This is a genomic window from Bernardetia sp. Wsw4-3y2 (assembly GCF_037126295.1).
GTDB lineage: Bacteria > Bacteroidota > Bacteroidia > Cytophagales > Bernardetiaceae > Bernardetia.
In genome coordinates, this window is sequence record NZ_CP147017.1 from 4047790 (window position 1) to 4064377 (window position 16588).

14 protein-coding genes are annotated in these 16588 nt (G+C 31.0%); 10 read left to right on the top strand and 4 right to left on the bottom strand.

The window, feature by feature from the left end:
- The first annotated feature begins 338 nt into the window (after positions 1–338).
- Together V9L05_RS16665 and V9L05_RS16670 are read left to right on the top strand one after the other, a co-directional pair.
- Positions 339–1217, top strand: a complete 879-nt coding sequence (locus tag V9L05_RS16665) for a 5'-methylthioadenosine/adenosylhomocysteine nucleosidase (protein ID WP_338812963.1) — start codon at positions 339–341, stop codon at positions 1215–1217.
- 92 nt (positions 1218–1309) lie between these two features.
- Positions 1310–1729 carry a copper-binding protein gene (locus V9L05_RS16670; RefSeq protein WP_338792086.1) on the top strand — a complete coding sequence of 140 codons (420 nt, stop codon included), beginning with the start codon at positions 1310–1312 and terminating at the stop codon, positions 1727–1729.
- A 56-nt stretch (positions 1730–1785) separates the two neighbouring features.
- Here the strand turns inward: V9L05_RS16670 and V9L05_RS16675 are convergent, their stop codons facing one another.
- The gene (locus V9L05_RS16675) at positions 1786–2331 is read right to left on the bottom strand and encodes a GNAT family N-acetyltransferase (RefSeq protein ID WP_338812964.1); all 546 of its coding nucleotides are present in this window, start codon (positions 2329–2331) and stop codon (positions 1786–1788) included.
- A gap of 389 nt (positions 2332–2720) precedes the next feature.
- Here V9L05_RS16675 and V9L05_RS16680 point away from each other — a divergent pair, with 389 nt between their 5' ends.
- From V9L05_RS16680 to V9L05_RS16690, 3 genes are all read left to right on the top strand, one after another.
- A complete protein-coding gene (locus V9L05_RS16680) occupies positions 2721–3068 on the top strand; it encodes a 4Fe-4S dicluster domain-containing protein (protein ID WP_338812965.1) in 348 nt (115 codons plus the stop codon).
- Positions 3069–3132: 64 nt separating this feature from the next.
- Positions 3133–3579, top strand: coding sequence for an AAA family ATPase (locus tag V9L05_RS16685; RefSeq protein WP_338812966.1), 447 nt, complete (start codon positions 3133–3135; stop codon positions 3577–3579).
- A complete protein-coding gene (locus tag V9L05_RS16690; protein ID WP_338812967.1) occupies positions 3569–4321 on the top strand; it encodes a tRNA(His) guanylyltransferase Thg1 family protein in 753 nt (250 codons plus the stop codon). Before V9L05_RS16685 ends, V9L05_RS16690 begins: the two co-directional genes overlap by 11 nt.
- 45 nt (positions 4322–4366) lie before the next feature.
- Here V9L05_RS16690 and V9L05_RS16695 read toward each other — a convergent pair whose 3' ends face one another.
- Together V9L05_RS16695 and murA are read right to left on the bottom strand one after the other, a co-directional pair.
- The gene (locus V9L05_RS16695; protein WP_338812968.1) at positions 4367–5800 is read right to left on the bottom strand and encodes a DUF6056 family protein; all 1434 of its coding nucleotides are present in this window, start codon (positions 5798–5800) and stop codon (positions 4367–4369) included.
- A 37-nt stretch (positions 5801–5837) separates the two neighbouring features.
- The gene (gene murA / locus V9L05_RS16700) at positions 5838–7166 is read right to left on the bottom strand and encodes a UDP-N-acetylglucosamine 1-carboxyvinyltransferase (protein ID WP_338792081.1); all 1329 of its coding nucleotides are present in this window, start codon (positions 7164–7166) and stop codon (positions 5838–5840) included.
- A 319-nt stretch (positions 7167–7485) separates the two neighbouring features.
- On the opposite strand from murA, the gene V9L05_RS16705 reads away from it, so the two are divergent.
- From V9L05_RS16705 to V9L05_RS16715, 3 genes are read left to right on the top strand one after another with little or no spacing between them, the layout of a single operon-like run.
- Complete coding sequence (locus tag V9L05_RS16705) at positions 7486–7821, top strand: hypothetical protein (RefSeq protein WP_338792080.1); 336 nt, start codon at positions 7486–7488, stop codon at positions 7819–7821.
- A 37-nt stretch (positions 7822–7858) separates the two neighbouring features.
- Positions 7859–9157 (top strand): hypothetical protein, encoded by a 1299-nt coding sequence (locus tag V9L05_RS16710; protein WP_338812970.1) that lies wholly within the window; start codon positions 7859–7861, stop codon positions 9155–9157.
- 33 nt (positions 9158–9190) lie between these two features.
- Entirely contained in the window at positions 9191–9496 is a 306-nt protein-coding gene (locus V9L05_RS16715) for a hypothetical protein (protein WP_338812971.1), read from the top strand.
- A 91-nt stretch (positions 9497–9587) separates the two neighbouring features.
- On the opposite strand, the gene V9L05_RS16720 is transcribed toward V9L05_RS16715, so the two are convergent.
- On the bottom strand, positions 9588–13688 hold the full coding sequence (locus tag V9L05_RS16720) for a SpoIIE family protein phosphatase (protein ID WP_338812972.1): 4101 nt from the start codon (positions 13686–13688) through the stop codon (positions 9588–9590).
- Positions 13689–13936: 248 nt separating this feature from the next.
- On the opposite strand from V9L05_RS16720, the gene V9L05_RS16725 reads away from it, so the two are divergent.
- Positions 13937–15802: a tetratricopeptide repeat protein gene (locus tag V9L05_RS16725; protein WP_338812973.1), complete on the top strand. Its 1866-nt coding sequence runs from the start codon at positions 13937–13939 to the stop codon at positions 15800–15802.
- Between the two features lie 78 nt (positions 15803–15880).
- A complete protein-coding gene (locus V9L05_RS16730) occupies positions 15881–16543 on the top strand; it encodes a response regulator transcription factor (protein WP_338812974.1) in 663 nt (220 codons plus the stop codon).
- The last annotated feature ends 45 nt before the right edge of the window (positions 16544–16588 follow it).

Sequence of the window (16588 nt, forward strand, 5' to 3'; positions counted from 1 at the left end):
TGCTTCCCCCTATTAAGTTTACAGAAATAAATTAGCTTTAACTTGCTTTAACTTATTTTGATATTCTGTATCCTCTATGTAGTTTTTTTATTCGTTTGTCGAATATATACTTGTATATATAGGTTAATAAAATGACAGTTTTATGATTTGCTAGGTTTTTGTTCGTAGTTATATTTTTAAGTATGTTTATAAAAAAGTTGCTTAATTTGTAGCATCTTTTGTTTTTTATAAAATAGACCCTAATTAATTGTATGAATAAGTCAGTATCTCTATTGTCATTGTCTAAAATAGCTTTTGTTATTCTGTGTAGTTTTTTTAGTATAATTTCTTTTACCTCTATGGCTCAAACAGCTTCCGATATTGAAGGAAAAGTAGAAGAAGGTAAGAAAGATGAACTTTCTGCTCGTCAAAAACAAGAACTCAAAAATCCGAATAGAAAGCCTTTTACAGCCGTTATTGGAGCGATGCAAGTAGAAGTAGATTTATTTAAACTTAAAGTTCATCCAAAAAGAGATACGGTTATTATGGGAGTTACTTTTACAGTAGGCAAAATGCGTACTCGTGATGTAGTGGTAGTAAAATCTGGAATTGGTAAAGTAAATTCAGCAATGACAGCAGCTCTTTTATTGGAACACTTTAATCCATCAGAAGTGATTTTTACAGGAATTGCTGGAGGAATTGACCCATTGCTTTTACCAGGAGATATCGTAGTGGGAGATAGAGCAGCACAACATGATTTTGGGCAACTAACAACGGAAGGAATTACGGTTTGGCAAACTTTTGATTATGATGAGACTTCAAACCCATTGTATTTCCCATGTGATTCTTTGCTTATTGCCAAAACACAAGAAGCAGGAGAAAAAGCAAGAATAAAATTTATCAGAACTTATGATGCCAAACGCAAACCAACTGTAAACACAGGTACAATAGTAACAGGAGATGTTTTTGTCGCTTCAACACAATTCAAAAATCGTTTAGAAAAAGAATTTAAAGCTAAAGCTGTTGAGATGGAAGGTGGCGCAGTGGCTCAAATTTGTTATCAACAAGGAGTTCCATTTGTAGTTATTAGAAGTATAAGTGATACTGCTGATGAAAATGCAGCTAAGCTATATAAGAAATTTTTGAAGGTGGCTTCTTTTAATGCTGCTCACTTGGTAAGCGAGCTTATTTTTCTATTAGAGAAAGAAGATAAAAAGAAAATGAATAAGGAAAAGTAAGAATAATTATATTTTGATTAAATTGTGCTTTCAAACTTTAGTTTGAGATTTTACAACTTTTACTTATTCAAATTTATCAAAACTCATTTTTTATGAAAAAGATTGCACTTGTAGCTCTTGCAGCTACTTTTATGTTTGCTTGTCAGACCAAAAAAACAGAAGCTACTGAAGAAATTCCTGTTGAAGAAATGGAACTTTTAGAAGAAACTCCAACAGAAGAAACCATTGTTGTGGAGGAAACTCCTCAAGAAACAGTTTATGAAGTTCGTGGAATGATTGTCGAAATTCCAGCAGCCGACTCAGAAGGAAATGCTATGGTTATGGTTAGCCATGAAGAAATTCCTGAAGTAATGGGTGCTATGAAAATGGCATTCAAATCAAATGTTGCTTATTTGAGTGAAATAGCAAAAGATGATAAGGTTTCTTTCGAACTTGTTAAAACTGATGAAGGCTATACAATGAGAAATGTTACTAAACTTCCAGCAGAAACAGAACTTGTATTAATGAAATAATAATTTTTCAGCTATTCGTTCAAGTGTCAAAACTTGAGCGAATAGCTAAAATAAATCTAAAAATCTTCTTTGTTTATCTCATAAAGAACACAATTTTCTAAGCGTTTATCATCTTTTAAAGCTGGGTGTTTGAAATCTTTTGCGTATTTCATTCCGATTTTTTCCATTACTTTTCTAGATTTTAAATTTATTTTTGGTGCTACTGCTTTTATAGATTCTAATTTTATATCATTAAAAGCAAACTCCAAACAGCGTTTTGCGCCTTCACTTGCATAACCTTTGTTCCAGTATTTTTTATCTAATCGCCAACCAATATCTACACAAGGCGTAAAATCAGCTTCAAAAGTTTGTTCTGCAATTCCGATAAAGCCAATAAACTCTTCTGTTTCCAGTTCATCAACAGCAAAATAGCAAAAGCCATTATTTTCAAACTGAGTTGTCATTCTTTCTATAAAGTCCTTTGTTTGTTCTAAAGAAGGCAAATAAGGGAAAAATTCCATTATATCTTTATCAGAGTTAAGAGCAAAGAGGTTTTCTGTATCAGAATCTTTCCAATTTCTAAAACCTAATCTTTGTGATTTGAAAATATATTTGTTATTCAAAGTAAAGTGTTTTTTAGTGAATTCTATTTTGACTATTTTTGTAGCGAATGCTTTAGCTTTCGTTATAATACCAAAATAAAAACTATTTTTTTCTTTAAATCGTAGTTGTTCAGTTTACGAAAACTAAAGTTTTCAGTACAGTTGCACTCACGCTAAAGCGTAAACTACAAAAGTATTTATTTGGTATAATTCAGAAATTGAAGCATATTTCAAAAATACTATAAAAAAATGATGTTACGCAAGAATAAAATTTCTACAAATTTCTTGTATAAATAAACGAAACCCACGATTTTAATCGTGGTAAAACAGTTAGAGAAGGAAACAGTGCCTTTTGTTTTATGGGTTTCGTTTTTTGACTGCGTAACCGTAATATCAGTAAATAAAACAAAATGGCTTTAAGAATAACAGATGCGTGTATAAATTGTGGAGCTTGCCAAATAGAATGTCCAAATAATGCAATTTATGAAGGTTCTCAAAACTGGTCGTTTGCAGAGGGAACACATCTAAAAGAAGTAGAGACCGAAGATGGAAGAGTTTTAGATGCACATACAGAGTTTCCTCCTTTAGATGACTTTATTTATTATATCGTCGCTGAAAAATGTACAGAATGCAATGGTTTTCATGATGAGCCTCAATGTGCTTTTGTTTGTCCTGCTGACTGTTGTGTATCTGATGAGAATTTTCCCGAAACAGAAGAAGAATTATTGTTGAAAAAGGCTTGGCTGCATAATTCGTGATATTTTTTGTGCAAAAAAAGTATAGGGAAAAGTCTTTCTTTTTCCTATTTTAAAAAATAAAATAATGGAAGCAATACTTTTTATAGGATTACAAGGAAGTGGAAAATCAACTTTTTATAAAAAAGAATATTTTAATTCTCATTTGAGAATCAGCTTAGATTTACTCAATACAAGAAATAAAGAGTCTAAATTATTAGATTTTTGCTTAGAGTTTCAACAGCGTTTGGTTATCGATAATACAAATCCAACACAAGAACAACGTTCGAAATATATTCAAAAATTAAAGAAAAGAGGATTTAAAATTATCGGAATTTATTTTGAAACGACATTAAAGACAGCCTTAGAAAGAAATGAATTGAGGGAAGGCAAGGCAAAAATTGCTAAAGTTGGGGTTTTATCTACGTATAAAAAAATGGAACTTCCTACGTATGAAGAGGGTTTTGATGAAATATATACAATCAACACAGAAGAAGTAAACTCTCAACTTAAAAAGAAAAAACATGAAATTTGATGATTTAGATAAACGTATGCGAATCTATGAAACCAATTGTGATATATGCGTACTTCCCAAAATTTATATGGTTGCCAGAATTGATGGCAGAAATTTTACAAGGCTTACCAAACAAACGCATAATTTTGAAGCTCCTTTTGATATTCGTTTTAGAGATTATATGATAGAGACTGTAAAGTACTTGATGAATGTAGGCTTTAATGTCATTTATGGATATACAGAGAGTGATGAAATTTCATTGCTTTTTAATCAGAATGAAACTGCTTTTAGCCGTAAAACTAGAAAATATAATTCTATATTGGCAGGAGAAGCAAGTGCTAAATTTTCTCTGTTATTAAATGATTTGGCTGCTTTTGATTGTCGAATTTCTCAACTTCCTACCAAAGAAGATGTGGTAGACTATTTTCGTTGGAGAAATGAAGATGCTTTCAGAAATGCGCTCAATGCTCACTGTTATTGGACATTAAGGAAAGATGGATTTACAGCCAAAAAAGCAACTCAAAGCCTTGAAACTGTTTCAGTGGCTGAGAAAAATGAACTTCTCTTTAATTATGGCATAAATTTCAATGATTTACCAAGTTGGCAAAAAAGAGGAGTTGGGGTCTATTGGAAAGACTATCAAAAAAGAGGTATAAATCCGATTACTAAAGAAATAAAATTGACAGAAAGAAGAAAGTTATATGTTGATATGGATTTAGAAATGAAAGATGCGTATAGCGATTTTATAAGAGAATTTTTGTAAGATTTTGATTGTCGAATAGCTTGCTCAAAGTGAACTATTTGACAATCATTCTACTTTTATAGCCTTTACCCCAAAATAAACTGCCTGTGATTTATTTTTCCAATCGTTTGAATCAGTTGTTAAATCTAGTGCAGGTTCGTAAATTATATGTGGAGGGTTTTTGATAACAGGAACAATACAAGTGTCTGATTTACAGTTTAATAATAGCGTTTTTCTATCATCTAATTGCATAGCATAATTATAGGCTCTTCCCTTCAAAATATCTGCATAAGCTGCCCGAATAGGATTATTTTCTTTGTATAAAAATAGAAATATAACCAAAGGAGCAATCAATTTTGTAAAAACAGAAGCATTTTTGAATATAGAAAAATCAGAACTGTAGTTTGGGTTAGAGTTTTCATTAATATAAAAATAAACAAACACACTCACTACATAAAACCAACCTGTTAAAAACAAAAAATACACAATATTATTGATACGCATCGGAAGCTCACCACCAATAGAAACATAACCAATAGAAAAACTTCCAAAAATAACTCCTATCCAAACTAGCAAAACCCAAAAGCGATTTACTTTAAGTATAAAATCAAAAGGAGAGCGAGTAACAATTTTTTGAGCAAAAGGAAGGTAAAATAAAGTAAAAACTAACACAGGAGTTTCGAAAAACCAATAAAAAATATAGTTTAATGAATTAGGAATCAGTTTGGGCAAAATAAGTAGAGGATTGGAAAGACTCTCAAAGTGAGTACCCCTAATAGAATTTCCCCCTGCAAATACAGAAAAGCAAAAACAAAAAAAAGCAAAAAGAAATAAAAAACTATAAAAATTATCTGCTTTTTTAGTATTAATCAATTTGGTAAGCCAAACTACAGCTATCAATCCCACTACAAAAGAAGATATAATTTCCATACTTCCACAAAGCGCAAAAGTAAAAAAAATAATAAGTAGATTTTCTCTAAAAATAGGCTTAGAATTATCAATTTTATATTCTCTTTCAAGCAAAAAACCTGTCCAAAAAATAACAAAACAGTTTATTAGCATATAGCCTGAAGCACAAATAAACCAATAAAAGCCTTCTGCAAGGCTCGGCATTCCATAAATATATACAATGAAAATGCTGCTTGTTAAAAGTAGTTTTTCTTTTTTTGAATTGGTAAAATTAAGTTTATCAATCATCCAATAAAAACTGAAAAAATTGGCTACCAAAATTAAGAAAATAAAAATTGGATAAAAGCCTTTCCAATAAACAATCAATTTTAGAAAAATGGAAACAAAAAATACAGAAAAATAACGCCCAGACCAATTTTTATACATAGAAGAGGCAAACTCTAGGCTACTCATAGAAGAGAGTTGTGTAAAAAAAGGAAATTCATCTGCCGACGGACGTGCAAAAAAAGTCAATAAAAAGAAGGGTAGAATACACAAAAAAAGAAAAATGATTTTCAAGTTTAATACAGATGATTTTTTGAATGGAATCATTTTTCTTTGTTCGTTTTAAGGCAATTGTTTAAAAAAATTATTCTTCAATGCGTTTGATTTTTGCTCCTAAGGCATTCAAACGCTTATCGATAAACTGATAACCTCTGTCTATTTGTTCTGCGCTATGAATAACACTTTTTCCTTGTGCCGAAAGAGCAGCCAAAAGAAGCGAAACACCTGCACGAATATCTGGTGATGTCATCGGAATTCCTCTCAAATCTTGTTGCCTTCCAAGTCCTAAAACAGTAGCACGATGTGGGTCGCACAAGATTATTTTTGCTCCCATATCAATCAGTTTATCTACAAAAAACAAACGGCTTTCAAACATTTTTTGGTGAATCATAAGCGTTCCATGTGCTTGTGTGGCTACTACCAAAACAATCGAAATCAAATCAGGCGTAAATCCAGGCCAAGGTGCATCTGCAATTGTCAGAATAGAGCCATCAATATAAGAATCTATATGATAATGTTCTTGAGCAGGAATAATAATATCATCATTTTCAAAAATGAGATGAATTCCTAGTTTTTTAAATGTATTTGGAATGCAACCCAGTTTGTCTATGCGAGCATTTTTGATGCGAATTTCAGATGCTGTCAGGGCAGCAAGTCCAATAAAACTTCCTATTTCTATCATATCAGGAAGCATTGTATGCTCTGTTCCTCTTAATTTCTCAACTCCTTCAATAGTCAAAAGATTTGAGCCAATTCCTTCTATTTTTGCACCCATTCTGCAAAGCATATCACAAAGCTGCTGAATATAAGGTTCACAAGCTGCGTTATAAAGTGTAGTTTTTCCTTTTGCAAGCACAGCAGCCATCAAAATATTTGCTGTTCCTGTTACAGAAGCCTCTTCTAATAAAATATATTTTCCTTTTAGGTCAGTAGCATCAACATTATAATATTTGTTTTCAGCATCATAACTAAATCTTGCTCCTAACTCCTCAAAACCTCTAAAGTGGGTATCTAATCTTCGCCTTCCAATTTTGTCTCCCCCTGGTTGTCCTAAACGACATTTTCCAAAACGAGCCAAAAGTGGTCCCATAATCATGACAGAGCCACGCAAAGCTCCTCCTTGTTTTATAAAATCTGGACTGTATAAAAAATCTAAATCTATGTTTTTTGCTTCAAATTTATAGGAATGGTCACTTAGTTTTTCAGTTTCTACTCCTAAATGTCCTAACAAGTCAATAAGCTTTAATACATCACGAATTAGGGGAATATTATTGACTATGACAGGTTCGGCAGTCAATAAGACAGCACACAGAATTTGTAAGGCTTCGTTTTTTGCGCCTTGTGGGGTAATTTCTCCTTTTAGTGGTGTTCCTCCTTCTACTTCAAAGGTTACAGATTCTTTTAATTTTGTCATATTTACTAATTATTGTTTTAGTTTTTTAGTATTATTTTTTAAAGTAGCAGAAATTTAAGGGTTTTGTTTACCAATTACAAAGTCACAAAGGATAAAATATAGAATTACCTCTAAATCATACTGAATATATAAAAAATAGCTTTCAAAAAAGGAGATTGTTAACTAATTTTAGTCGCTTAAAACACTTATTTCATAGAATATTATTTGCTTTTTAACCTAAAAATTAGTTAATTATAATTGTAAATTTCTTATGTCCCTTTGTCGCATATTAAAATTTATTTTTCAGTAAAAATATTTTCTACCCTTTTTCAAACGACTTATGCAAGAAGTAGCAACTGTTAAATCGTGGATAAATATCAATGCTAGTCCTTTTGCTTGGCAGCGTATTTTATTCAAGCTCTTACCCGAATTTAAAAAGGAAGGTTTCTTTTTTCATACTATAAAAGATGATAGTAAACTTTCGCCTACACTTTTAGAAAAAATATCTGAAGCTCTTTTGGATACCTACAAATTAGAACTTTCAAGAGATTTTTTTAGGAATTCTAATCAAAAAATAAATTTAGCTTCTGATACTGATTTACAAAATAAATCAAATCAAAGTCAAGAAGAAGACCTCTTTAAAGATAATTCAACTAATTTAGATGATTTAATATAGATAATTATTATTCCCCTTTTATTCATTTATAAAATTTATGCAACAGACGACCCAACTTTTGCGAGGAAACTATCAATATGATAGAAATGCCTACATCGCTGCTGGTGAACCAATGATTTTTCATTGTCATCATTACAATGTTTATTTACAAGCTGTCATTGAAGATACTAGCTCTTATTTAAATGTTTATCCAATGCTTTCAGACAGCGCACAAGAAATTGTTTATACACAGTTTTCTAATTTTTTTAAGGAAAACCAAGATTTATCAGTAGAAGATAAAAAATATATTTGTCAAGATTATTTTAGTTTTTGTGGCTTTGGAATAATTGATTTAACAAATCTCACAGAAGAAGGGGGGAAAGTAATTGCTCCTTTCGAACATTATGGAATTGGCTGGAAAACTAAATTTGGTCTTCGTGAAAAGAATAAAAAAGGAGTTGCTTTTTTTGCTGCTGGTTATATAGCAGGTGCGACAGAAGCTATTTTTGATTTGCCCTTAGGAACTCTTTGTACAGAACAAAAAGAATGTATTTCTCAAGGAGATACAAAAAGTAGTTTTGAAGTGTTTTTTAGAAAAAATAATACAGAAGATGAAAATCATACTGATTTAGTTGCTTCTCCACAAGAAGGCAAATATCAAACATATCAACTCAAACAACCCTCAAATACAACCATTGATTATGAAGGAATAAGACAAGCTCTTACAAATATGGACTTGCAGGGAGATTCTCAAACAGGTCTAATTGATGCTTTCGGAGTTTTGCTTACTCGTATGTATGCCAATTACTATTGTTTAATTTCTTATAAATTATTACGCCTTTTTGAAGATGAAATGGGAAAAGATGGTCTTCCTTTGGCAGCAGAACTTCTCACAGAAGCTGGACATGTTTGTGCTTATAATACCTTTGGTGGCGTAATGCAATCAACAGAATGGAATGCTATGATAAAACCAATGATTGAGAAAAAACACGATTGGGTACACGGAATAACAGCTGTTGTTAATGCTTTTGGTTGGGGATTTTGGGAAATAGAAGAATTAGAACCTAACCAAAAACTCAAAATGAAAATTGTGAGTGGATATGAGCCAAATAATTATCTAGCTCATTTTGATAGTCATACTGATTTACCAATTTCTTTTTTAGCCTCTGGAGGAATAGCAGGAATTATGAATTTGGTATATAACACCTCTCTAACAGAAGATTTTATCACGTTAGATGAAAGTGAATATAAAAAATTGATTCAAAAACCTTCTTTGTTCCAAGCCCAAAAATATATTTGCAGAGTAAAAGAACACAGTCAGTTTGACCAAATTACAGTATCCTCAATTGCAAGTTAAGACTTACAAACTCAAATTAGTTTTATTATTTTGATGAACAATTATTTCGAAATAAAACAAATCAAAAACTGTCGCAGATTTATACGAAATTGCTATACACTTTCTAAATTGATTGATAAAAAATTATTGCATCAATTAGAAGATTATGGTTATTTAGAAATTCAAAACTTTTCTTCATTTTCTCCTTTAGCAAAAGATTCTTTCAAATTAAAACTAGAAGATATTTTAGAGATTACAGGAGTAATAGAAGGGAATCAGTTTTTTATTACAATTGCAAAAACAGATTTGAGTTTAGTTGAAAAAATAGAACAAGAACTTGTAAACTGGATAGAAAGTTAGTTTTAAAATAGCAAGAAACAATAAAAAACGAGTTGGATAATAGATTATCTAACTCGTTTTTCAGTTTATATCTTAAATTTTAGTTGATGTCTTAAACTCTAATTCCGATAATTGTAATATCATCACGCTGATTAGTTGTTTGTTGAAAATTATCCAAATAATCTACTAAAAATAAATGTTGCTCAGCAAGTGATTTATTTGAAATTTGATTCATTATATTCAAAAACTTGAGTGTTCCAATTTTATCTCCACTTGGATTATTTTGATCAACATAACCGTCGGTAGTAAGATAAAAAGTAGAGCCTTTTGGAACTTGAAACTCGTTGTTTTCAAATGGCTTTTCAAGATACTGCTTTCCTCCAATAGAACGTCTGGTAGCTGATACAATTTTCAACTCAGTTTTTTCTGTACTAGAGTGTGATGGTGGTAAAGCATAATATAAAGCTCTTTTTGCTCCTGCATATTCTATTTTTACGGTTGAATTATTTTCTGATTCTGCAATATGAAAAGCACATAAACACATATCCATTCCATCAGAATTTGATTCTTGATTTTGATGAAGAGCTGCTACCAAACGCTTATTCATGTCTTCCAAAATTTGAGCAGGATTAGCATTTGGAGTTTCATTAATTATTTCTGTTAAAATAGAGTGTCCTATCATAGACATAAATGCCCCTGGAACTCCGTGTCCAGTACAATCAATAGCTGCCAAGTAGGTAACTCCTTTTTTGTGAGCTAGCCAATAAAAATCACCTGAAACAATGTCTTTTGGATTGTAGAGTATAAAATGTTCTTTAAATAATTTTGCAAATTCATTTTGATGAGGCAAAACTGCCCCCTGAATAGTATTTGCATAACGAATAGAATCAGTAATATTACGATTCTTTTCTTCAATCATTTGATAAGCAGAAACATTGTCTAAAGCAATGGAAGTGTAGGCTGCAAGTGTTCTGAGAATGGTAAGCTGTTGTTCGCCATAGGCATTTTTTTCTAAGCTCTGAACCGTAATTACTCCAACTGGTTTTTGCTCTACAAACAAAGGAAGATAAACAAAAGATTGAGGAATCTGTCCTACTTTAGCAATAAACTCTTCTCCTTTTTCTTCCTGAATTTTTTGTAAATGTGCTAGAAAATCATTTTCGATAAGTTCTTTTTGCTGTGTGAAGCAAATGACAGCTTTACTTTCAGCTTCCTCTAATCTATCATAATGAAAAGGCATTTCTTCATCATTCTCTATAAAACCAGAGAACTCAATACGTTGTAATTGTGGATTGTAAAGTCCAATACCAAAAAACTCGGCTGGCATCAGTGCATTTACATTACTATAAACAGTTTTTACCAAATCTTTTTGATTCAAGATTTGAGTAATTTTCTGACCAATTTCAGAAAGTATTTGAATGTTTTTGTATGATTTTTCTACTTCCTCTTTTTGAAGATAGATTTCTTCATTTTGTTCTGTAATAGATAAATTTGCTTCTCTCAAACTTTCTGCTTGTGCTTCAATCTCTTCTTTTTGTTGGTTTATTTCAGCATTGGCAAGCATTACATTATTGGCTTGTTGTTCTATTTCTTCTTTCTGTTGCTGAATTTCGGCAGTTCGCTGTTGCACAATTGATTCTAAATTAGCTTTTTCTTTCTCTAAACGACGAGTATTCCATTTTACTACAAGCCAAACTAAAGCAATCGCAAAAATACTATATACAATATATGCCCACCACATGCGATACCAAGGAGGAGTTATCTCAAAAGAATAACCAGCAATATTACTTACCTGTTCATATCCATTTTTTCCTTCTACTTCAAAGGTATATTTTCCTTCGAAAAGATTAGTATAAATGGCTTTACTATCCGTTGTCCACTCGCTCCATTGCTCATTAAATCCCTTCAAACGATAACGATAATTGTTTTTCCCTTCTCCAAAATCAGGTAACGCAAATTCAAAAGTAAGGGAATTAAATTCATACGATAAATCTTCATCTAATGAAATAACTTGATAGGAAGGATTTTTATTAATAAGATACTTTTGTGCAAATCCACCATAAATAACAGAATCTTTACCTATTTGAACCTTACGAATCAAAATATTTCTTGCTTTATAATAGTCAGTATCTGCTTTTGGGTCATATCTAAAAACTCCCTCTGAACCTCCAAACCACATGGTTCCGTCAGGAGCTAAATAATGACCCAAAACCATCATTTCAGGTATTTTCTTAAAAGGAGTTTCATATAACTGATAACTTCCATCAGCTTGTTTTTTTGCTATTCCGATTGCACCTGTTGCACTTTGAAGACCAGCATACCACAAATCACCATTAGAAGCCTCTGTAAATGAAAAAATATCTCTGCTTTTATCTGTAAGAGTTGTACCTTCTAGCTCTGGTGCAGAAATCATTTTATCAGTTGTTTCATCGTATTTATATAATCCTGTTTCTGTTGCAAAAATAATTTCATCTTTGAAAGGATAAACTAATACGTTTTTGAGTGATAAAAATCCTTGTTCTTCTTTGTAATATTTTATTTTATCAGCCGTAATTTCTTCAGGCTTTTCATAATAAGGGATTTTGATAGCACCATTTCTAAATGTTCCTAGCCAAAGATTACCATTTTTATCTTCTGCCATCATTCGAACATCATCATTCAAATCTTTTATTCGTCCTTCATTTGTCCATTTGCCATTTTCATATCGTATAGCATTTACACCATTTCCAGTAAGTAAGAAAATACGATTGGGGTTTTTCTCAGATTGATAAAAATCAAAAATATTATCTCTATTTATGAATACTCGCTTTGCAGTTGAGTCTGTAATTTGATGTAATCCATAATTATCACTTACTAAAAGCTGTTCTTTTTGAGGTATGCCATCTTTAGAAACAGGTGTAAAACGAGTAAAAGCCCAAGTCTGAGTATCAAATGGTGTATCTCCTTTTATTCTTTTTGCTTTATCTCCATCTAAATAGTACAAACCTTGATGCGTTGCAACATAAGTTTTACCCTCAAAATAATGTATTGCTTCTACAACTCCATCTAAACCTGAATTTTTATCCCAAAACGAAATTGGAGAAGCTGTTTCTACATGAGCTACTCCTTTATTCATTGCTACAAACAAATTTCCTTTGTCTGTAACAATCATATCATAAATAGCATTTGTCAGAAGTCCAGTTTCTTCTACAATTTTTTGCTGTAGAATGCCTTTTTCATCTAAAATATAAATTCCACTTCGTGTGTCTAAAACAGCTATTTTGTTGGAAGGCAAGCGAACAACCTTATTATACACTCCATACGTATATTTCGTTTCTTGTAAAAAACTTAAAAATTCAGGGTATTCTTCTGAAATATCTTGTGGTTCGCTGGTATCAAACTTAGAGCTAGAAACACGATATAATTTTCTGTTGATAACTGTAATTCTTCTATCTTCTGCACGAGTATATTCTCTAGCATATATAAGATAGGAATTTTCATTTTCTTTTAATACAAAATCAACAATATGATTTTGATAAAATGAATTAGCTGAAATAGGCGAAAACTTTTTATTTTCAAGCTTTTGAACTCCTTTATTAAAATCCCAAAAATAAGCTCGTTGATTTACATCAAAAATAACTTGATAGGCATTATAAGAAATAGTATCTATTTTTATGTTTTTTCCATTGTCTTCTAAAACAAAAAACTTTCGCACTGAAAGAGCATAAAAAATAAGCTCATTGCTTGTTTCTGTTTTTTGCTGAACAATCTTCAAAATTCTATCAAACTGAGGAATACTATCTAATAAATCACTCAAAGATTGATATTCTAAATACCCTTCTTGATTAGAAGAGAGGTAGCCAAATTCGTTTGTTGAGCCAACGTATACTTTATTTTTCTGTTCTTCTGCAAAGTTGGGATAAAACATTGAAAAAGAAGTTCCTTTACTCTTAGTAATAGGAATTATTCGCCAATTATTTCCATCAAACTCTAAAACACCATCACCATTTCCTATATATATTACACCACGACCATCTTGTGTCAAGCTCCAGTTCTGAACATGTGCTTTGTATTCTTTTGATGTATAGTTATGGATAAATGGTTTTCCTACTTGTGCCTTTAAAGGAATATAAATCAAAAAGCATAGAAAAAACAAATAAGAAAAAACAATATGTTTTGACTTAAAATTATTTTTAATGTGATTTATAGTAAAAGAAGAAAATAATTTTTTCAAGGGAAAAAAATAAAATATCTGAACAAAAATTAATAGAAAGAGAATAAGGGAATTCTCTAAGACTAAAAATAGTTAATCTATCTGAGAAATACAATCTAATTGTTGATCAATGCAGTTAAGTATATTAATTATATCTCTATAATTTTCATAAATTAATTAAAAAAATAATTATATTAGATTTGGAATTAAGTCTTATTCATTAATCCATTTATCTTATGAGGCATACTAGAATTATTTTTTTTTCAATTTTGTTACTCACTTTATTTTTAGTCAATACCTTTTGCTTTGCTCAAAAAAATGAACAAAACATACAAAAACGAATAGATAGTTTAAAACATATCTTGCCTACCCAAACAGATACTGCAAAGGCACATACCCTATATAATTTGGCGTATGCTTACAGATATTCTGAGCCTCAGAAAGCAAAAAAATATGTAAAAGAAGCTATCTTAGAAGCTACTCCTAAACAATCGTATATTCTTGCCCCGTCCTTGAATTTGTTAGGAATGTTTTTGAAGCACGAAGGAGATTATCAAGAGGCTTTACATGTGTTTTTATTGGCTTTGCCTCTACAAAAAGAAACTGACAATAAAGTAAGTTTAGCAAGTCTAAATAATGATATAGGACTTTTATACAAGAATACAGGAAATTTTGAGCGTGCATTGCCTTACTATAAGGATGCTTTAAAAATTTGTGAGGAAATAAAAATGCATAAAGGTTCGGGAATGATTCTGAATAATATAGGTGTAGTTCATCAAGAATTAGAAGAATATGAAGAGGCAAAACCGTATTATTTTGCTGCCCTTGAAAAAGGGAAAATTATACAAGATTCAAGTGTTTTTGCTACTGCTTTTGGTAATTTAGGAGAATGGCACGCATTGCGTCAAAATTATGACAGCTCACTGTATTATTCCAAAATGACTTTAGAAATTGATGAAAAACAAAAAAACAAAGGTGGAATTGTTCTTTCTAGTCTGAATATTGGTGGAGTGTATATGGAGAAAAAAGAGTTTAAGAAAGCAAAACCATATTTAGAAACAGCTTTAGAAATAGCTTTTGAGATTAATGCAAAACCACTTATTAGCAATACCTATAATTCGTTAGCAAATTATTATGAAAAACAAAGTCAGTTTGAAGAAGCATATCAGTATCGAACAAAAAGACAGAATTTACAAGATAGTATCTTAAATGAATCTAATCAAAAAGAAATAGCACGACTACGAGAAAAATATGAAACAGAGAAAAAAGAGCAGGAAATAATTACACTCAACCAAGAAAATCAGATTAAAAGTCTAGAACTCTCACAAGCAAAAAATAGAGAACGAATACAGATTGGAAGTTTTATTTTCATACTAATTCTATCAACAGTAGGAATTATTTCAAATCAGAAGAGAAATCAATACAAACAAAAAATACAACTTGCTGAAAAAGATAATTTTTATTTTGCAGCACTTGTAGAAGCTCAAGAGCAAGAACGTAAACGCATTGCAGCTGATTTGCATGACGGTTTAGGACAACTTTTGGCAGTGGCTAGAATGCAGGTTTCTTCTTTAGAGCCTTTGATTGAACTGGGTACAAATGAAGAAGAAAGACAAGAAGATAAAGAGACATTTGAAAAATCAGTGCAAACATTGGATTTAGCTTGTAAAGAAATTCGTAATGTCTCTCATCAAATGATGCCTTATGCACTCATTGAACAGGGATTAGTTTCAGCTATTAAAGACTTAATACAAAATATAAATGAGGTAGAAAACAATAAAATGAAAATCAGTTTTTCAACAAATCTCATAAATCAAGAATCGTTGCAGGAGCGTTTAAATTCTTCTTTAGAGGTTTCTATTTTCAGAATTGTACAAGAAGTAATCGGAAATTCACTCAAACATGCAGAAGCTAATCAGTTTGAAATTACATTAAATCAAAAAATAGAAGATGCAAATCCTGAAATTTTATTACTTTTGAAAGACAATGGAAAAGGATTTGAAACCACTCAGATTACAGAAAGTAAGGGATTGGGATGGAAGAATATTCATTCAAGAGTAGCTATGGCAAAAGGAAAAATTGATATTTTGAGTAAAAATGGAATGACTATACACATAACTTTCCCCTATAAATAAAAATGTACTTTACAATTTAGCGTGAGAAAATGTAGTGAATACTTGAGTATTCGTTTTAATTTAATTGGCACAGAAAAAATGCAGGAAGAAAAACAAACCATAAAATTACTCCTTACTGATGACCACCAAATGCTTTTGGATGGAATTCGTTCGCTATTAAAAAGAGAACCTGATATTGAAATTATTGCTGAGGCAACAAATGGAAAAACAGCTTTAGAAATTTTACAAAAACAAGCAGACAATAATATTCCTATTGATGTTTTATTGACTGATATTAGTATGCCTCAAATGGATGGTGTAGAACTGACACGATTAGCCAAACTTCGTTTTCCAGATTTGAAGGTTTTGGTTTTGACAATGCATGATGAAAGAGCTTTAATAGAACAGATTTTGGCAGTAGAAGCAGAAGGTTATATTTTGAAGAATATTGGCAGAAAAGAACTTATAAAAGCAATAAAAAAAGTAGCAGAAGGAAGTTCGCATTATAGCCCAGAAGTTTTAGAGGTTATTATGCAAAAGAAAAAAGAACAAAATCACGAAACTCCTGCCAATTCTCTTACCAAACGAGAAACTGAAATTGTACAACTTATCTGTAAAGAATATTCAAGTGCAGAAATAGCAGAAACTCTTTTTATTAGTACAAGAACTGTAGAAACACACCGAAAAAATATTTTACAGAAAATCAATGTGAAAAATGTGGTTGGGTTGATAAAATTTGCTTTTAAAAATCAGTTGGTTTAATTTCTGAAAATTTTAATCTAATTACTTACTCAAAAATTCCTACCT